We start from the raw sequence: 19324 nt of genomic DNA on the forward strand, positions 1-19324 counted from the left end.
TTAGTTATCGAGATGCTTGGGTAAGCCCGCTGCCCGCCACAAATAATAGAGTGCTGGCAAAACAAGTAAGGTTAATAGCATAGCACTTGCCATACCGCCCACCATAGGTGCTGCGATACGACTCATTACTTCTGAGCCTGTACCTGAGCCATATAATATGGGTAATAAACCAATAATGACAGTGCCACCGGTCATCATAATAGGTCTAATCCTTAAGCCTGCGCCATAGAGTACAGCTTGTAATAGCTCGTCTTTACTCGTGATTCTTCCTTCATTATCGCTCAATAAGGCATGATATGCTTGATTCAAATAGACCAGCATAATAACGCCAATTTCAACGGCGACGCCAGCAAGGGCTATAAAACCAACACCTACCGCGACAGAAAAATTAAAACCTTGTAAATACATTAGCCAAATACTACCGACCATCGCTAGCGGCAATGTGCCTAATATCATCGCTACTTCTACTATATTTCTAAAACTTAAATACAGTAATACAATGATGATGGCTAAGGTTAGCGGCACCACATAAGTGAGTTTTTCTTTCGCCCGCTGCATGTATTCATATTGACCTGCCCACGCAATAGAGTAACCCGCAGGTAATTTTAATTGCTCATCAACCACTTTTTGTGCGGCATTAACATAACTGCCAATATCTACACCCTCGATGTCAATAAAGGCCCAGCCATTTAAGCGAGCATTTTCAGACTTGATACCAGGCGGTCCATCTTCAATAAATATATGGGCAACATCACCGAGTGAAATACGTTGACCATTCGGGGTCACAATAGGCAGCAGTGATAACTGCTCTGGTGAATTTCGGTAATCTTGAGGATAACGTAAACTGACAGGATAACGCTCTAAACCCTCTACGGTATTGGTTACATTCATACCACCAATAGCGGTAGCAACCACTTGCTGAATATCACTAATATTTAAGCCATAGCGTGCGGCTTTGCCTCGCTGAATATCAACCTTGATGTAGCGACCACCTGCAACACGTTCTGAGTACACAGAGGCTGTGCCGGGTACGTCAGCTAGAATGGTTTCCAATTGCTGACCTATTTGTTGAATCACATCGAGTTTGGGACCCGCTATTTTAATACCAACGGGTGTTTTTATGCCGGTTGCTAACATATCAATGCGGGTTTTAATGGGCATAACCCAAGCATTGGTGACTCCAGGGAGTTTAACTAAGGCATCAAGTTCTTTTTTCAAGCTCTCCGTGGTAACTCCTTCGCGCCATTCACTTTGTGGTTTCAGCTGAATAAAGGTTTCTATCATGGTTAACGGGGCGGGATCTGTGGCCGTTTCCGCACGACCTACTTTACCAAAAACGGTTTTTACTTCAGGTACGGTTTTAATGAGTTTATCGGTTTGTTGTAACAGCTGCCTTGCTTGACCAATAGAAATGCCGGGATAAGTGGTTGGCATATACATGAGGTCACCTTCATCCAGTGGCGGAATAAACTCACTACCAATTTTATCAAGGGGGTATAAACCAATGAGTAGGACAACAACAGCGGCAGATAAAGTTACTTTAGGGAAACGTAATACAGCTTTGAGGGCGGGCATATACAACGCTGTGAGTAAGCGATTTACAGGATTTTTATGTTCTGCTAAGACTTTACCGCGAATAAAATAGCCCATCAGTACGGGTACTAAAGTAATAGCTAAGCCAGCCGCCGCTGCCATGGCGTAAGTTTTTGTATAAGCCAATGGTGAGAACATTCGACCTTCTTGCGCTTCAAGGGTAAAAACAGGCATAAAACTTACGGTGATGATCAGTAAACTGAAAAATAGTGCCGGACCTACTTCACACGCTGACTCGGTAACTATCTTCCAGCGATGTTCATTACTGATCGGTTGATCGTTAGGCAAGCGTTCTAAATGTTTATGCATATTTTCAATCATGACAATAGCACCATCAACCATAGCGCCGATGGCAATGGCAATACCACCAAGTGACATGATATTAGCGTTCAATCCCTGGGCGTGCATGACGATAAAGGCGGTTAAAATGCCGATGGGGATACTGACAATCACCACTAAAGAGGAGCGTAAATGAAACAGAAAAATAATACAGACCAAGGCAACTACCGCAAACTCTTCTAACAGTTTCATCGCTAAATTTTCAACTGCACGCTCAATTAATGCCGATCTGTCATACACAGGAACAATTTCTACGCCATCGGGTAAGCCCTTTTTTAGTTGTTCAAGTTTGGCTTTTACGCCATTGATGACTTGTTGAGCATTTTCACCAAAGCGCATAACGACAATGCCGCCAACGGTTTCGCCTTCACCATTTAGCTCGGCAATACCACGACGCATCTGAGGACCAGTAACTATTTCAGCGACATCTTTAAGTAATAACGGGGTGCCATTTTCATTGACGCCCAGCGGAATGTTCTCAAGATCATCAACACCTTTCAAATATCCAGTAGCACGTACCATGTATTCAGCTTCGGCCATTTCAACCACCGAAGCACCAATTTCTTGGTTACCTTGTTTGATTGCGGTTTGAATAAGCGATAATGGAATGCCAAACGCTCTGAGTTTGTCTGGATCAACTTGTACTTGATATTGCTTAACCATACCGCCAAGTGCGGTAACTTCTGAAACGCCTTTTACCGTTTGCAATTCATACTTTAAAAACCAATCTTGTATACTACGCAATTGACTTAGATCGTGTTGACCCGTTTTATCAATAAGCGCATACAAATATACCCAACCGACACCGGTTGCATCAGGACCTAATTGTGTCTTCGCATCATTTGGTAAGTTTGGCGCTACTTGACTTAAATACTCTAATACTCGAGAGCGAGCCCAATAAAGATCAGTATCTTCGTCAAAAATGACATAAACATAAGAGTCTCCGAAAAAGGAGAAACCACGGACAGTTTTTGCACCGGGTACTGATAACATAGCCGTTGTTAGTGGGTAAGTCACTTGATCTTCAACCACTTGAGGAGCTTGTCCTGGATAGCTAGTTTTGATGATAACTTGCACATCTGATAAATCAGGTAACGCATCAACGGGGGTATTTTTTACTGAATATAAGCCGATCCCGACTAAAATCATGGTCGCTAATATGACAAAAAATCGATTGCCAACCGACCAACGTATAATCCCGCTGATCATTGGCTTGCTCCTGTAGCGATTGTGCCTTTTATGGCGTTGTCAGGCATTTGATGTGACATGCCTTTTGTCATTGTCATCGCACTGACTATAACAAATTCGCCCTGCTGAATTTCGAAGGTAAACATCAAATAAGCATCAAGCGTAAAAAGCGTCATATCAACATTTTCACCAACGATGAAATCAACACTAGCAGGTTCACGGTTCCATTTTTCAATGGCTTCACGATCGATAGTGACCATGCGGTGATCGGTCATCACGGCAGTGACAGTACCGTGCACTGTTGCGGAAATAATCTCGTTAACCGCTGTTGTTTCAGTCATGTTGTCTTGGTGTTGTTCTAAATCCATACGTTGAAAATCAGACGTTTTGCTTGATTCTGAATCAAGCAGAAATTGCGCAGAGCTGACCACTATTTCGTTTTCGCTTAAGCCGGATATAATTTCCACATGTTTACTATCAAAACGGCCAACTGTTACTGCAATAGATTTAAAGTAACCTTCACCAAGGGCAAGGACCACACGGTCTTGATTGCCTGTTCGAATTAAGGCTTCCTTAGGAATAAGTAGTGCTTTCTCATCGGTATTACTATGAATGGTGATCTGGGCAAACATATTCGGTTTAAACTGACCATTTTCATTGCTAAAGCGCAAGCGGACTTTGACGGTGCGGGTTTGGGGTTCTAAAGTAGGGTAAACAAAATCAACATGCCCTTGCCATACTTTTCCGGGTAAATAATCAAGTGTCATGGTAATGGGAGTACCTTGTTTTACTTGCCCAGCTTGGCGTTCAAAGACCTCAGCTTTTACCCATACCTGTGATAAATCACCGATAGACATCAACGTTGAGCCTGGTTTAACAAAAAAACCTTCTCGGATATTAAGGTTTTCGATAACCCCATTTTGTGGAGCAAAAAAAGTAATGTTTTGCTGAACTTTACGTGTTTGTTTTAATTCGTCAATAGCCGATTGAGGCAATTGTAAAGCCACTAGTCGATTTTGTGCAGCTGTGATTAAGCGTTCATTCTTCCTGTTTAATGCGAGTAATAATTCCTCTTGAGCATTGACTAATTCAGGTGAATAAATTTTATAAAGCGGCTGTCCTTTAACGACAGGTTCACCAATTGATTTTACAAAAAGTTTGTCTACCCAGCCTTGCACTCGAGGATGAATGTGTACTAATTTATCTTCATCATAAGTGACATAACCGACCGTATTAATTTTAGTCTGTAGGCTTTGTATCTTAGCGCGGGTAGTGCGTACACCAAGGTTATTAATAACACTGGGAGATATTTTTATTGTGCCAGCACCTTCATTTTTTTCGTTACTGGATTGATTGTCATAATAAGGGATTAAATCCATGCCCATGGGCGACTTACCTGGTTTGTCCCGTTGATAATTGGCATCCATGGGTGCTACCCAATAAAGTGGCTTATCCTCTTTCTCTATGGCAACTTCAGATCCTGGTTGTGGTTGACTTGGTAGCAACTTTACTACAATTAACGTAATGATGGCACCAAGCACTATGCCGGTAATTAAGCTGCCCTTAGTGGCTGATTTTTTGCTGTTATTTTTGTCAGTATTATTAGTGTTCATAATGTTTCCTCACGCTGAGCAAAAGTTTGTTGTAGCATTGCAGACGTATTTTCAAAGGTATGATTCGTTGTTAAACTACCGACAAAAAGGTAATTCAATTCTAAAATTATTTTTTGTTCTTCCACGGCAATTTTTAGCTGTTCAATTTCAGCATTAAGTACGGCAATACGTGATCTGACTACTTCTGAAAAATCACCATCATCATTGGTATAGGCTGTTAATGAAGCTTCTGCTTGGTCATGTATTTGTGGCAACAATCTAGTGTTATAAAGTGTTTTACGGCTATTAAGGCGTGACAAACGACCTTGTGCACTCGAGAACGCACCGAGTAGTTGACGTAGTAATAATATTTTTTCTGTTTTGACTGCTTCTGTTGCTGAAATAGCTGATTTGACTGTCATATCTTGACGATTATCAGTAAAAAGTGGCAGGTCAAAAGTCACACCTACAGAGAATAAGTCTGCACGACTATTACCCATAGGGTCATCATCTCGATAACCATAACTCGCATTAACACCCCATTCAGGCTTATATGCTTGCTCAGCTAAATTGATACCTGTTTTCGTTGCTAATATTTTTTTATCAAGCGCGAAAACAGCCGGATGTTTAGCAAAGTGTTGAGCGAGCTCTTCAACGGATAACCAATTGTTATTACTCGCTAACTTATTACTTTCAGAATGCGCGCTGGCTAAACCCTTATGAATCAAGTCTAGCTGAGGTAACTGCATGGTTAATTTCATATCGTGTAACTGACTAAGAGCATCTATTGTCTCTTGCGTTGTATTAGCAAGAAAAGCCATTGATAGCCATTGGGATAACATGCCTAAATAAGCATTTTGCTGTTGCGCTAATATGTCTAGCCTATCATCGAGCCGAGTTAACTCAAGTTGCGCACGAACAATATCTTGCTGGCGAGTTTTACCTAACGTAGAGGAATAACTGGCTTGGGCAACATCAACTAATTGTTCGAACAACGAGCGATTTTTTTCTATGAGGGTAATACTTTGTTGCACCCGAAAAGCATCAAGCCACAAACTACCAACAGTAACTGCAACTTTTGCTTCTCTGTCGCTTCGTTGAAAGGGATACGCTTCACTTTGAATACGCAACTGCTGATTTTTTATTGCCAGGCTATCACCGCGAGGAAACATTTGGGTTATACCTACCTTTAGCTGGGTCATACCTTCTTGGGCAAAATCAAAACCGTCAGTGGGTAGGTTAGCTAGTGCGATAGACATTTTAGGATCAGGCAAACTTGAAGCAGCATGACTCATGGCTTCAATGGCTTGTTGCTGATGTTTATTACCCGAGAGCCAAGGGTCATTTTTTTGCGCTGTGATTACGGCGTCTTTAAACGACCAGACTTTCTTATCGTCGGCATAGTTATGATCAGCAGCATTAATAATGGGGCTATAAGCGAATAAGCCACTAAATGTTATAGCGCTGGTAATCGCTATGATCGCTTTAACTGGAAAAGAAAATGAAAACATAACTCCCTCCTAAGGGAATAATTATTGTAATGAATGCGAAGTCACTATTAACCTATTAACCCGTTTGCTATTGGCATTAAATTAAAAGGACTAGATGCTTTTTGTGTCGTCGATGGTTTGTTAGTTGTCACTGATAATTATTTAAAACAACAAAATTTAGACGCAATGAGGCTGTGATTAGCTAAGTATAGGTGGTCTATAAAGGGAGATAAGTGTTTGACTAGCAGCTAAAGCAATAGGGGTGTTTATCTTACTTTCAATGGCAAAAACAGGGGTGAAATTAATGATGGTTGAAAATGCTGATACGGTAGAACAACCCGTTGTTAAGCAGTCACATTCTTGAGCACAGCAATCTTCGCTAGCCATAGTAGAGCATGATGTTGTCATCGTTTCTTCATCACATTCAGACATCGTACTCATATCATGAGTTGAGCCGTCTGTTTCTTCCATCATATGATGTGAACCTTTCATCGATGACATTACAGCCATAGATTGCTTACTTGTCATGCTATAAAACATAGATATAGACGCCATTGATTGACCAATAAAGATCAAACTAAGCAATAACACCATCATTGTTTTATTTATCAAAGTAGGCACAAGCAGCACTTGGGTTATACGAAACATACTCTGATCTTAACACTAATAAAAATAATATATCAATAATATCAAGGCGAATAAATTTACTCATAACTCATCGCTATATTATCGAGCTTATAATATGCTGAATTGGAGTCGAGGATGAAAGACTGTTTTTCGATAAATAGTTGTTAGGAAGACAAATTTTATCAGAACGATAGCATGTGATTCATAAAAGGTGTAAAGCTTTTACTTCCGCAGCATACGACAGAGAAATATAGAAAGCTTACGCTCAGGTTTCTTTCTTGCTATTATCGAATTTTAACGAAAAATCAACAGCTTAATTGGATTTTACATGAGTGACTATATTTTAGCCATAGATCAAGGTACCACAAGCTCTAGAGCTATTTTATTTAACCGTGAAGGCGATAAAGTACATTCTGCTCAAGAGGAGTTTCCACAATATTTTCCGAATGACGGTTGGATTGAGCATGATCCGATAGATATATGGCAAACGGTAGAACGTACCTTTAAAAAGGTCATTGCCAAAATTGACATGAGTAAAGATACTGTCAGAGCCATTGGTATTACCAATCAACGTGAAACTACATTGATATGGGATCGAAAAACAGGTGAACCATTATATCGAGCCATCGTTTGGCAAGACCGTCGTACCAGTGAATATTGTCAGCAACTTAAAGATGAAGGTAAAGAAGCATTAATCAGTTCCAAAACAGGGCTATTAATCGACCCTTATTTTTCTGCTACCAAAATAGTTTGGATTTTGGATAATGTTGACGGTGCTCGCTCCCGCGCTGAAAGAGGGGAGTTAGCCTTTGGTACAGTCGACAGTTATATATTATGGAAGCTAACAAGTGGAAAAGAACATCGTACTGATGCAACTAATGCATCGCGCACTATGTTATTTAATATACATACGCAGCAATGGGATGAAGATTTATTAAAGCTTTTTAATATCCCTCGCGGGTTATTACCTGAGGTGATGGACTCTTCCGATAACTTTGGTGTTACAGAGCAAGGCATTATGGGGATTGAAGTTCCTATATTAGCTATGGCCGGAGATCAGCAAGCAGCATTATTTGGGCAGACATGTTTCCGAGAAGGTATGGCCAAAAGTACCTATGGCACAGGCTGTTTTATGATTGTCAATACAGGTGATATCGCGTTGAAATCAGAAAATAGGTTGCTATCAACTATAGCCTATCGACTTAATGGCAAAGTAACTTATGCTTTAGAAGGGAGTATTTTCATCGCAGGGGCTACCGTACAATGGTTACGAGATGGCCTGAAACTAATTGATGACGCAAGCGATACTGAACCTTTAGCACGGCAAACACCTGTTGATCATGGAGTGTACTTAGTGCCTGCATTTACAGGCTTAGGTGCTCCTTATTGGGATCCAAATGCCCGGGGAGCAATCATTGGTTTAACTCGAGATACAGGTATTAAAGAAATTGTTACTGCTGGTTTGCAATCTGTTTGTTATCAAACTAAGGATTTACAAAAAGCAATGGAAAATGATGGTGAAAGACCTGTTGCATTTCGCGTTGATGGTGGCATGGTTGTGAATAATTGGTTGTTGCAATTTCTTGCTGATATCTTAGGTACAACGGTTGAGCGGCCACAAATGACTGAAACAACAGCATTAGGTGTTGCTTATCTTGCCGGACTAAAGGCAGGTATATATAACTCACTTGAAGAGTTAGAAACTATGTGGAAACGTGACACATGTTTTGAACCTAAACTTGATAAACCAACTCGCGATGGCTTGTACCATGGTTGGAAAAATGCTGTGCGCCGTGTTCAAAGTTAATAAATTAATAAGATAAATCAATCTCGTTCTTTACCTCGAAAGGCAAGTTTTTATAACGATTAAAGAATATTTTTCTCAGTACTTGTGAACGCTCATAAAGTGAAAGCCACTTAATAGAATTGCTATCTTTGGCACTTGCCATTTTTACCTATGCTCAGGTACTATCGTTTACAGTTACAAGACTTGGTATATATATTAGAAATAAGGAATTTTATGCGTGGAGCAGGTGGAACATCAGGTGGTTTAGGGCAGTTTTTCATTGGATTAATTATGATGTGTGGTGGTTTTTACTTACTGCTTAATGCTATTACAGTCAGTTCTAGCTTCGGTATGGGCATGCGTCTTTATGGCTTTTCTGCCATGGGTGGTAACTACAGCGTAACTAGCGGTATGGTGATGATCCCGTTTATGTTTGGTGTTGGTATTATTTTCTATAACAGTAAGAATCCTATTGGCTGGATATTAGCACTAGGTTCTATTACTGGTTTAATTTTCGGGGTGATTTCTTCGATTCGTTTTAGCATGAGAACAATGACATCGTTTGATTTAATTGTCATCTTAGTGCTCTCAATGGGTGGGATTGGTTTATTTTTAAGGTCGTTGAAGAAAATGGATGCGGCAATGCCGGCTGAATAATAAATAATAAAGTCAGTTAGATAAGGTATAGCACAATGAAATAGTGCTATACCTCAACCACTTAAAGTGAAGGATTATTTCTCCTTCATATTCCATAAAATATCTTGGCCACTACCCATGACCGTGGTTGGTAGTTTCCCATCCCACTGTTGCGCTTTAACATACTCTACTAAGGTTTTATTAGATTTGATGGCAGCTGCTTTTTTCATCATTGCTTCCGCTTCCGCTAAACCTTTTACTAAAATAGCTTCAGCTTCTGCTTTTGCTTCTATTTCAATGGCATAAGCACTACCATCGGCACGCGCTTTTTCAGCATCACGCTTAGCTTCTGCAGTGTTTACCTCACGTTGCGCTTCAAGCTTTTGGCGTTCTAAGCGATGCTTTTCTGCTGCAGCTAAGTTCTTTTCTGTTTGCTTAGTTTCTATGCTTTGTAAGTACTTTTGAGGTAATACTAAATTTTCAATTTGTACGCTATCCAGTTTTACTGGAAATTCGGACATAGCATCTAAGAGTGTTTCTTCAATTTTTTGAATCACTTGACCACGATTCTGAATGATTTGTTCTGCTTTAAAACGTGCTAGCGCATCTTTAGTTGCAGATCGTAAACGTGGGTCTAAAATACGGTTTTCAAATTGATCTAAGCCGCCGTAACCTTTATATAACTCAAAAGCTTCTGCACGAATTACGGTCCAGTTAACGGATACTTCAGCTTGTACGGGCATTTGCTCGAACGTTGATGCTTTGAGGTTTTCTGAGTTTTTTCGCGTACGTATTTCTAATTCTTCAACAGTGTCGGCGAAGGGGATTTTTGTATGCAGACCTGGATTTACTTGCGTGGTTGCTTCACCGAAACGTTTGACAATACCGACATGACCTTCATCAATGGTGTAGGGTACTTGCCATAAAATAAGCGCCGCAACAACGGCAGCAGAAATTTTTCCAAAATGTTTGGTTATTTGAGCCGTATCCAGATCGACTGGTGTTTTTGTCATTCCATTTTTCAACATGTATTTTCCTTTATTGTCATTAATAGCTCAGCAATTATTATTAGATATTTATCTTAAGAATAATTGTAACTAGAGTGTTAATAACAATAAAGCCTTGACATAATATGTCAAGGCTTTTGTTTTTATCTACCAATTTAGTATGAAATTTTAGTTGATAGAGTTAATTCAAAAAGGTTTGATAAGCGAGATTGTCGGTTTCTTCTTGCCATTGATAACCAAGATCATCAAGGTGTTGGAAAAATTCGCTTTGCTGACTTTTATCAAGATCAAAGCCAGCCAATACCTGACCAAATGCTGCACCGTGGTTACGGTAATGAAATAAGGTAATATTCCAATGTTCACCCATAGCGTCTAAGAACTTTTCTAATGCGCCAGGATGCTCAGGAAACTCAAAACTAAATAGTCGTTCATGGTTACTATTTTTAGTTGAATTTGGGCTTTTACCACCGATCATGTAGCGAACATGCAGCTTTGCTAGTTCATTGTCGGTGAAATCTCTCACTAGATAGTTTGCGCTTACTAATCCTTGCAGTAACTGTTGACGTTCTTGCACACTGCCACCAAGGCGAACACCGACAAAAATTTCAGCACTAGGCTTACCAGAAAATCGATAGTTAAACTCTGTAATGGCACGGTTACCGATAGATTGGCAAAAACGTTTAAAGCTGCCTTTTTCTTCTGGAATAGTCACCGCCAATATTGCTTCTTTCTTTTCACCTAATTCACAGCGCTCTGATACATAACGCAAGGTATGAAAGTTCATGTTTGCGCCTGAAAGTATTGCTGCTAATGACTCATTACCTTTGCTAGTTTGCGTATATTTTTGTAAACCGGCTAATGATAATGCGCCAGCAGGTTCGGCAATAACACGCGTTTCTTCGAAAATATCTTTAATTGATGCACAAATTTCATCGGTTGTTACCGTGATCACTTCATCGCAAAACTGTTGAATCAAGCCAAAAGTATTTTCGCCAATGCGTTTAACCGCCACGCCATCGGCAAACAAACCTACTTGCGTTAAATCGACAGGTTTCCCTGCCTCAAGTGCCGCTTTTAAGCAGGCTGAATCTTCAGCTTCAACACCAATAATGCGAGTGCTTGGGCTTAGTTGTTTTAAATAAACCGACATACCCGCGAGTAAACCACCGCCGCCAACAGGTATAAACACCACATCAGCATGGGGCAATTGCTGTAAAAGTTCTTTTGCTACTGTGCCTTGTCCAACAATGACTTCAACATCATCAAAGGGGTGAATAAGGGTCTTGTTTTCTGCTTTGGCATATTCAACTGAAGCGGCTTGTGCTTCATTGAAACTATTACCCACTAAACGTACTTCACCACCAAAACGCCTAACATTATCTACTTTGATGTCAGGGGTGGTTTTGGGCATGACGATAGTTGCTTTAATGCCAAGTTTTTTGGCAGCCAACGCTAATCCTTGGGCGTGATTACCCGCAGAAGCAGCGATAACACCATGAATACATTGTTCTTCAGTTAAAGTATTAAGTTTGTTATAAGCACCACGTAATTTAAATGAATGAACGGGTTGCTGATCTTCACGTTTTAAATAAATTTGGTTATTTAATCGTGAGGATAGTTTATTCAATGACGTCAGTTCAGTTTCAACCGCTAGATCATAAATAGGGGCGAGTAGAATACGACGTAAGTAATCTAATGGTGTTTGTGGTGATGCTTGTTTGAGCGTTTCTGTCATTAGATTTACCTAAAAAATTATTATCAATTACTGTCAATTACTTGAAATATAAAGCTAACTCACAAGTCGTCATGCTCGAGTTTTCTTGTCGAGCATCCATTCACTAAAAACTGGATTCAGGAGAATGTGCATCAGGATAATTGCTCCTGCATTATCTAATAAGGTACTTCCTGTACCGTCTGCATTCTCTAATAAGTAGCATCCATGCTACGTCCGATAAGAACACTCGGGAATGACAATATAAAAGTCAGTTTAATTATTCAGTATTATTAATCTACTAAACCATCAAGCAATGCACGGTTTCGAACAGCACCTTTATCGGCACTGGTTGCCAACATAGCGTAGTTTTTTAATGCATAGCTAATTGGACGAACTCTATCTTTTGGTTTCCATGCTTGTTTACCTTTCGCTTCCATTGTAGCGCGACGGGCATCAAGTACTTCTTCAGAGACTTGTAAGGTAATTTCACGCGTTGGAATATCAATGTGAATGATATCACCTTGTTCAACTAAGGCGATTGTACCGCCATCAGCTGCTTCTGGAGAAACATGACCAATAGATAAACCAGATGTACCACCAGAGAAACGACCGTCAGTTAATAAGGCACACGCTTTACCTAAACCCATAGATTTTAAGTAAGTGGTTGGGTAAAGCATTTCTTGCATGCCTGGTCCACCTTTAGGGCCTTCGTAACGAATTACGACGACTTCACCAGCAAGTACTTTTTTGTCAAGAATTGCAGCAACTGCTTCGTCTTGGCTTTCAAATATGTGTGCAGGGCCTGTGAATACTAAGTTATCGTCACTTACACCCGCCGTTTTAACAACACAGCCATCAGGTGCAATATTACCTGAAAGTACGGCTAAACCACCTTCTAATGAGAATGCGTTTTCAAGACTACGGATACAACCATTGGCACGGTCATCGTCTAATGTATCCCAACGACAGTCTTGACTGAATGCTTTAGTAGTACGTATACCTGCAGGACCTGCACGGTAGAATTTTTTAACATCTTCATCATCTGTTAACGTAATGTCATATTTAGCGATAACATCTGCTAACGTGGTACCTAAAACATTCGGCACATCAGTATGTAATAAACCAGCACGATCTAATTCACCTAAAATACTAATAACACCACCAGCGCGATGCACATCTTCCATGTGGTACTCAGGTGTTGAGGGGGCAACTTTACATAACTGTGGTACTCGGCGAGATAATTCATCCATGTCTTTCATGGTGTAATCAATTTCAGCTTCTTGTGCCGTTGCCAGTAAATGCAAGATAGTGTTGGTTGAACCACCCATAGCAATATCTAAACACATAGCATTGTGTAATGCTTCTTTACAGGCAATATTACGTGGCAGTGCAGACTCATCGTTATCTTGGTAATAACGTTTAGTCAATTTAACGATTTCTTTACCCGCCTTTAAGAATAATTGTTCTCTATCAGCATGTGTTGCCAACATCGAACCATTACCTGGCAGAGCTAAACCTAACGCTTCAGCTAAACAGTTCATTGAGTTTGCAGTGAACATACCAGAACATGAACCACAGGTAGGACAGGCAGAACGTTCAATTTTATCACTGTCTTCATCACTGACTGTTGGATCTGCACCTTTAATCATGGCATCAACTAAATCAAGCTTAATAATTTGATCGCTAAGTTTGGTTTTACCGGCTTCCATTGGACCACCAGAAACAAAAATTACAGGGATGTTTAAGCGCATTGCCGCCATCATCATGCCAGGAGTAATTTTGTCACAGTTTGAGATACAAACCATGGCATCAGCACAATGGGCATTTACCATGTATTCAACTGAGTCGGCAATTAAATCACGTGAAGGTAAGCTATAAAGCATGCCGCTGTGACCCATGGCAATACCATCATCAACAGCAATAGTATTGAATTCTTTGGCAACACCGCCTGCTTCTTCTATGGCACCGGCAACTAACTGTCCCATATCTTTTAAGTGAACATGACCCGGAACAAATTGTGTAAAAGAGTTAACTACCGCAATAATAGGTTTTCCAAAATCACCATCTGTCATGCCTGTAGCGCGCCATAAAGCACGAGCACCAGCCATATTACGGCCTTGAGTAGAAGTTGCAGATCTTAATTTAGGCATGATTTTTACATTCCAATTGGTGTTTGAGAAAGGCTTATTTTGAAAATTCACTTTGTGCTTACAGCGCTAAATGAACTTTTAAAATGAGATTTATTTTATAAAACAAAGAACAGTATAGTCGAAGCTAGTTCGGTTAAATTTCAAGGCAGGAAGTGCGCAGCTTATAAGTATAAGTGAGTACTTCCAACGATGAAATTTAGCGAATTAGCAATGACGTAAACCAAAAACTATTTTACAGGATCTAACCAGCTTTCTGGCACTTCAGTAGTCCCATCAAAAATACCAAAAAAGGCTTCTTGAATTGCTTTGGTTATAGGGCCACGAGAACCGTTACCTACAGGTAAACCATCTACTGATTTTACTGGAACTACTTCTGTGGCAGTACCACACATAAAGAATTCATCAGCAAGATATAGTGCTTCACGTGCAATAGATTCTTCACGTACTTCATAACCTAACTGCTTAGCCAAGTAGAATACGGCATCACGTGTTAAGCCTTGTAAGATAGAGGCGGTTCCTGGTGGTGTATAGATTACACCGTTACGTACTAAAAATAAGTTTTGACCTGCGCCTTCACTTACCATGTTATTTATATCCAGCGCTACACCTTCAGCATAACCATGGCGAGCAGCTTCAGTAGAAATAAGCTGTGAAGACAAGTAGTTACCACCTGCTTTTGCTGCAGTAGGCATTGTATTTGGCGCTAAACGGTTCCAGCTAGAAACACCCACTTCAACACCATTCTCAACAGCATCAGCGCCTAAGTATGCTTCCCAGCTAAAGGCTGCAATCATTAAATCGGCTTTAGCATCAATTGGTGGACGAAGGCCCATACCAATATCACCTAAAAAGGCTAATGGGCGAAGATATGCTGATTTTAAATCGTTTTTTACGACAGCATCTTTACAGGCTTGCACAACTTCTGCTTGCGTGTATGGGATATTCATACGGTAAATTTTCGCTGAATCAAACAAACGCTTGATATGCTCTTCCAAACGAAAAATACACGTGCCTTTATGTGTATCATAGGCACGAATACCTTCAAAAACTGATGAACCATAATGAAGTGCATGACTCATTACATGTACAGTAGCGTTTTGCCACGGCATGATCTCACCGTTGAACCAAATATATTCTGCATTTACTTTAGCCATTATCTTTTCCTAATTTTGTTGCTCGTGGCTAACTCACACACACCAACACCAATGTCAGAGTAATATAAATTAGTAACGAGCGAATTTTTATTATATTGCTTGTTGTCTAAGCGCCTTGTTATTTAAGCGCTGTGTTGTTTTATTTGCGCTACGCTATTGTCTACTTTGACACTCTTGATGTCGATCAATTTGTTAATTTGATCAATAAGCAAAGTAATAGGGCGCTCACTACTAACACTCATAGTGATTGTGGCAATATTGTTGCCAGTATTCACTTCGGCATTCATACCATTGATTAGAAAGCCGCGATAACGAGTGACTTGTAAAATACGCTCTAGCACCACTTGTTTATCATCAGCCATAATAATTAATTGATACTTATTTAGCGTTACAGGATTCATCTTAAACACTCTCCATCATTTTATCGTTTGCTGTGTTTGGCGGAACTAACGGCCAAACATTTTCAGCAGAATCTATTTTTACTTGCAGTAAGTATGGGCCATCATGATCTAACATTTCTTCTACGGCCGCTTTAACCTCACTCTTCTTAGTGATGAGTTTTGCTTTAATATCAAATGCTGTTGCTAACATGACAAAATCAGGATTATCTGACAAATCAGTTTCGCTTAATCGACCATCAAAAAACAGGTCTTGCCATTGGCGAACCATACCCAATTTAGCGTTATCAATTAGTACAACTTTTACCGGAATTTGGTAACGTTTAATCGTCGCTAATTCTTGTACATTCATCATAATGGAGCCATCACCTGATACGGCAATAACGGTATCATGAGGACGTGAAATTTGTGCGCCAATTGCTGCAGGCAAGCCAAAGCCCATAGTGCCCATGCCACCGCTAGTTAAAAAGTTACTTGGATCATCAAAGTTCATATGTTGCGCGGCCCACATTTGATGTTGACCAACATCTGTAGTGATACAGGTATTGCTGGGCATCAAGTCACTAACCGTTTTTAATACCGCAGGTGCAAAAATATTATCGCCTGGGTGATCATATCGCCAAGCAAAATCAGTGTTCATTTGCTGCAATCTTTGCTGCCAAGCTGATATGTATAAAGGCATCGTTAGTAACGGTAAATTACCCTTTAAATCGCCTAAAATAGCGGCATCTGCTGCGCGACGTTTATTAATTTCGGCGGTATCAATATCAAAGTGAATGACTTTGGCATTTGGCGCGAATTCATCTAGTTTGCCAGTCACTCGGTCATCAAAACGAGCGCCAACCACTACTAATAAATCACATTCTTGAACAGCAATATTGGCTGTTTTTGTGCCGTGCATACCTAACATGCCAAGGTAGTTTTCATTATCTGGGTTAATTGCACCTAAGCCCTTTAATGTTGAAACACTAGGCATACCTGTTTTTTCAGCAAAATCTCGTACTTCATCTACCGCGTTTGCCATACCAACACCACCACCTACATACAAAATAGGTTGCTTTGCATGGGTCAGTAAATCAAGTGCTTTACTTATATCAGCAAGGGGTAATTTTACTTTGTTTTTTAAGTGAGACAGTTTATTTAAACGTTGAGTAACTTCAGCTAACTGTATGTCTTTTGGGATATCAACAAGTACGGGGCCATGACGACCTTCTAGTGCAATTTCAAAGGCTTGGTGTAATACTTTCTCAAGCTCATTGATATCGGTAACTTGGAAAGAATGCTTAGTACAGGCAAGCGATAAACCAAAAATATCGATTTCTTGAAAAGCATCACTACCCATAGCAGCGGTCGGAACTTGTCCTGTGATGGCAACAACAGGAATCGAATCTGCTAGTGCATCAGCAAGACCGGTGATCAAGTTTGTAGCCCCAGGACCTGAAGTCGCTAGACAGACACCAACGGTACCAGCAGCACGAGCATAGCCAACAGCAGAAAATGCTGCGCCTTGCTCATGACGGCATAGATAGTGTTGTACGTCACTGTCATATAAAGCGTCATAAATCGGCATTATTGCGCCACCTGGGTAGCCAAAAACATGCTGTACCCCATGTTCCTGTAGCACTTCAAATAATAATGCGCCGCCTGTTAGCGTTTTACTCTTGGTCATGATGATTCCAATTGTTATCTTGTTAATGTCTGTTTTTTCAGCATTTTGTCTTTATTAGTGAAATAATAAAAAATTAATAAAAACGGCTAAAAAGAAAACCCTCGGTTCTTACGAAGCGAGGGTTTGTTATTTGATTGAACGCTTTTCTTTAGCTCAACAAAACCCTCGAGATGATTTGATAATCACCACGACGAGAAGGTTTATAATAATTGAGTTTAATTTATGCATTTTATCTCTTTGCTTGTTTTATTTTGCGCCGACTGATTATTGTTTTTTTTATGTTCAGGGTCGCTTGCTTATTAAATTAGTACCATAGCTCTAATCCCATGTGCAAGTTATTTTGTTATAGTATTTTTGTGCAGTAATCGATATTCAGTAATAAACCAATTTGAAAACATTTGAACTACACTGGAAAAAAGGAATAAATAAAATGGAATTTTTATGTCACTTTCTTGTGTGTACAGTCGAGCTCGAATCGGCCTTGAATCCCCTCTTGTTACGGTTGAAGTTCACCTTGCCAATGGCTTACCAGCATTCAATATTGTTGGTTTACCGGAAGCCTCAGTAAAAGAATCAAAAGATAGGGTCCGTAGCGCGATCATTAATTGTGGTTATGAGTTTCCGGCGAAACGCATTACCGTCAATCTGGCTCCTGCTGATTTACCTAAGGAGGGTGGCCGTTTTGATTTACCCATAGCGGTGGGTATTCTGGCCGCGTCTGAGCAATTACCACCTGTTGATTTATCCCAATATGAATTTGCTGGAGAACTGGCATTATCCGGAGAGTTAAGAGCAATTGTTGGCGAAATACCAGTTGCCATGGCGAGTAGCCAAAGCAAGCGGACTTTGATTATTCCTACCCAAAATACCGAACAGGCCAGCTGGGTTAAGCAAGCTAAAATTCATGCTATTAGTCATTTAACACAACTATTCCCTCATTTTGCGGGGCAACAAGTTTTACCGTTAGTCACTGAGCAAGTGGTAGCGAAAGAGTTGACGGAGCAAGATCAAACACTAGATATGAGCGATGTTATGGGGCAACCCTTGGCAAAGCGAGCCTTAGAAATTGCTGCTAGCGGCGGTCATAATTTATTATTCATCGGCCCACCAGGTACGGGTAAAACCATGTTAGCTAGCCGTTTAGCAGGTATTTTACCACCAATGACGGAAGAAGAGGCGCTACAAGTTGCCGCCATTCAATCGATAAGTCATCAAGGCATTACGCGTAAGTCCTGGTTTACTCGGCCTTTTAGAGCTCCGCATCATACTGCATCCTCAGCTGCTTTGGTGGGCGGTGGTAGTCAACCCAAACCCGGAGAAATCACGCTAGCGCACAATGGCGTATTGTTTTTAGATGAACTGCCAGAGTTTGAACGAAAAGTCTTAGATGTGTTACGTGAGCCCATGGAATCGGGCGAAGTGACTATTTCGAGAGCGTTACACAAACAATGTTTTCCGGCACGTTTTCAATTGATTGCTGCGATGAATCCTAGTCCTACAGGATTTTACAACGACCAACGCAGTACGCCAGAGCAAGTATTACGTTATTTGAATCGTTTGTCAGGACCCTTTCTTGACCGGATTGATATTCAAGTTGAAGTAGCGCGCTTGCCAAGAGGTACTTGGGCGCAGAGCAGTCAAAAAAATGAGTCAAGTGTACAAGTACAGCAGCGAGTACAAGCTTGTCGAATTATTCAATTACAACGACAGGGCAAAGCCAATGCGCATATCAGCAGTAGTGAATTGAAAAGTTACTGCGGTTTAAGCGTTGATGACAACGAATTTTTAGAGATCGCGGTGGAAAAATTAGGTCTATCAACCCGCGCACACCACAAGATTTTGAAAATTGCCCGCACCCTCGCAGATATGGAAGGCACGCCAAATATTTGCCACCAACATTTGGTCGAGGCTTTATCTTACCGAGCTATGGATAGGTTGTTACGTCATTTAATGAGTGCGGTTTCGGTTTAATGAATAATAA

General features: G+C 40.4%; 13 protein-coding genes. 3 read left to right on the forward strand and 10 right to left on the reverse strand.

Features of this window, described 5'->3' with window-relative positions:
• The 4 genes from CXF71_RS12795 to CXF71_RS12810 all read right to left on the reverse strand — a co-directional run bounded on the left by CXF71_RS12795 (nucleotide 1) and on the right by CXF71_RS12810 (nucleotide 6850).
• Nucleotides 1-3141, reverse strand: coding sequence for an efflux RND transporter permease subunit (locus tag CXF71_RS12795; protein ID WP_101233332.1), 3141 nt, complete (start codon nucleotides 3139-3141; stop codon nucleotides 1-3).
• Complete coding sequence (locus tag CXF71_RS12800) at nucleotides 3138-4733, reverse strand: efflux RND transporter periplasmic adaptor subunit (RefSeq protein ID WP_101233333.1); 1596 nt, start codon at nucleotides 4731-4733, stop codon at nucleotides 3138-3140. Before CXF71_RS12800 ends, CXF71_RS12795 begins: the two co-directional genes overlap by 4 nt.
• Nucleotides 4730-6223, reverse strand: a complete 1494-nt coding sequence (locus CXF71_RS12805) for a TolC family protein (RefSeq protein WP_101233334.1) — start codon at nucleotides 6221-6223, stop codon at nucleotides 4730-4732. The genes CXF71_RS12800 and CXF71_RS12805 overlap by 4 nt, the downstream gene beginning before the upstream one ends.
• A gap of 177 nt (nucleotides 6224-6400) precedes the next feature.
• Nucleotides 6401-6850 carry a hypothetical protein gene (locus CXF71_RS12810; protein WP_101233335.1) on the reverse strand — a complete coding sequence of 150 codons (450 nt, stop codon included), beginning with the start codon at nucleotides 6848-6850 and terminating at the stop codon, nucleotides 6401-6403.
• A gap of 307 nt (nucleotides 6851-7157) precedes the next feature.
• On the opposite strand from CXF71_RS12810, the gene glpK reads away from it, so the two are divergent.
• Entirely contained in the window at nucleotides 7158-8636 is a 1479-nt protein-coding gene (gene glpK, locus CXF71_RS12815; RefSeq protein ID WP_101233336.1) for a glycerol kinase GlpK, read from the forward strand.
• 213 nt (nucleotides 8637-8849) lie between these two features.
• The gene (locus CXF71_RS12820) at nucleotides 8850-9272 is read left to right on the forward strand and encodes a hypothetical protein (protein ID WP_101233337.1); all 423 of its coding nucleotides are present in this window, start codon (nucleotides 8850-8852) and stop codon (nucleotides 9270-9272) included.
• A gap of 74 nt (nucleotides 9273-9346) precedes the next feature.
• On the opposite strand, the gene CXF71_RS12825 is transcribed toward CXF71_RS12820, so the two are convergent.
• From CXF71_RS12825 to ilvG, 6 genes are all read right to left on the reverse strand, one after another.
• Complete coding sequence (locus tag CXF71_RS12825; protein ID WP_101233338.1) at nucleotides 9347-10279, reverse strand: prohibitin family protein; 933 nt, start codon at nucleotides 10277-10279, stop codon at nucleotides 9347-9349.
• A 160-nt stretch (nucleotides 10280-10439) separates the two neighbouring features.
• Nucleotides 10440-11993 (reverse strand): threonine ammonia-lyase, biosynthetic, encoded by a 1554-nt coding sequence (ilvA, locus tag CXF71_RS12830; protein ID WP_101233339.1) that lies wholly within the window; start codon nucleotides 11991-11993, stop codon nucleotides 10440-10442.
• A 269-nt stretch (nucleotides 11994-12262) separates the two neighbouring features.
• Nucleotides 12263-14122 carry a dihydroxy-acid dehydratase gene (gene ilvD / locus CXF71_RS12835; RefSeq protein WP_101233340.1) on the reverse strand — a complete coding sequence of 620 codons (1860 nt, stop codon included), beginning with the start codon at nucleotides 14120-14122 and terminating at the stop codon, nucleotides 12263-12265.
• Nucleotides 14123-14349: 227 nt separating this feature from the next.
• Nucleotides 14350-15276, reverse strand: coding sequence for a branched-chain amino acid transaminase (locus CXF71_RS12840; protein WP_101233341.1), 927 nt, complete (start codon nucleotides 15274-15276; stop codon nucleotides 14350-14352).
• Between the two features lie 122 nt (nucleotides 15277-15398).
• Complete coding sequence (gene ilvM, locus CXF71_RS12845; protein WP_101233342.1) at nucleotides 15399-15677, reverse strand: acetolactate synthase 2 small subunit; 279 nt, start codon at nucleotides 15675-15677, stop codon at nucleotides 15399-15401.
• 1 nt (nucleotide 15678) lies between these two features.
• Entirely contained in the window at nucleotides 15679-17343 is a 1665-nt protein-coding gene (gene ilvG, locus CXF71_RS12850) for an acetolactate synthase 2 catalytic subunit (protein ID WP_101233343.1), read from the reverse strand.
• 441 nt (nucleotides 17344-17784) lie between these two features.
• Here ilvG and CXF71_RS12855 point away from each other — a divergent pair, with 441 nt between their 5' ends.
• Complete coding sequence (locus CXF71_RS12855; protein WP_101233344.1) at nucleotides 17785-19314, forward strand: YifB family Mg chelatase-like AAA ATPase; 1530 nt, start codon at nucleotides 17785-17787, stop codon at nucleotides 19312-19314.
• Nucleotides 19315-19324 lie beyond the last annotated feature (10 nt).

It is taken from the genome of Colwellia sp. 12G3, assembly GCF_002836775.1.
Taxonomy (GTDB): Bacteria; Pseudomonadota; Gammaproteobacteria; order Enterobacterales; family Alteromonadaceae; genus Colwellia.

What these genes read in the sequence shown, in the direction of transcription:
- CXF71_RS12855 (WP_101233344.1), top strand. Translation starts at nt 17,785, where the DNA reads ATGTCACTTTCTTGTGTGTACAGTCGAGCTCGAATCGGCCTTGAATCC.
- ilvG (WP_101233343.1), bottom strand. Translation starts at nt 17,343, where the DNA reads ATGACCAAGAGTAAAACGCTAACAGGCGGCGCATTATTATTTGAAGTG.
- CXF71_RS12800 (WP_101233333.1), bottom strand. Translation starts at nt 4,733, where the DNA reads ATGAACACTAATAATACTGACAAAAATAACAGCAAAAAATCAGCCACT.
- CXF71_RS12840 (WP_101233341.1), bottom strand. Translation starts at nt 15,276, where the DNA reads ATGGCTAAAGTAAATGCAGAATATATTTGGTTCAACGGTGAGATCATG.
- CXF71_RS12820 (WP_101233337.1), top strand. Translation starts at nt 8,850, where the DNA reads ATGCGTGGAGCAGGTGGAACATCAGGTGGTTTAGGGCAGTTTTTCATT.
- ilvM (WP_101233342.1), bottom strand. Translation starts at nt 15,677, where the DNA reads ATGAATCCTGTAACGCTAAATAAGTATCAATTAATTATTATGGCTGAT.
- ilvD (WP_101233340.1), bottom strand. Translation starts at nt 14,122, where the DNA reads ATGCCTAAATTAAGATCTGCAACTTCTACTCAAGGCCGTAATATGGCT.
- glpK (WP_101233336.1), top strand. Translation starts at nt 7,158, where the DNA reads ATGAGTGACTATATTTTAGCCATAGATCAAGGTACCACAAGCTCTAGA.
- CXF71_RS12825 (WP_101233338.1), bottom strand. Translation starts at nt 10,279, where the DNA reads ATGTTGAAAAATGGAATGACAAAAACACCAGTCGATCTGGATACGGCT.
- CXF71_RS12805 (WP_101233334.1), bottom strand. Translation starts at nt 6,223, where the DNA reads ATGTTTTCATTTTCTTTTCCAGTTAAAGCGATCATAGCGATTACCAGC.
- ilvA (WP_101233339.1), bottom strand. Translation starts at nt 11,993, where the DNA reads ATGACAGAAACGCTCAAACAAGCATCACCACAAACACCATTAGATTAC.
- CXF71_RS12810 (WP_101233335.1), bottom strand. Translation starts at nt 6,850, where the DNA reads ATGTTTCGTATAACCCAAGTGCTGCTTGTGCCTACTTTGATAAATAAA.
- CXF71_RS12795 (WP_101233332.1), bottom strand. Translation starts at nt 3,141, where the DNA reads ATGATCAGCGGGATTATACGTTGGTCGGTTGGCAATCGATTTTTTGTC.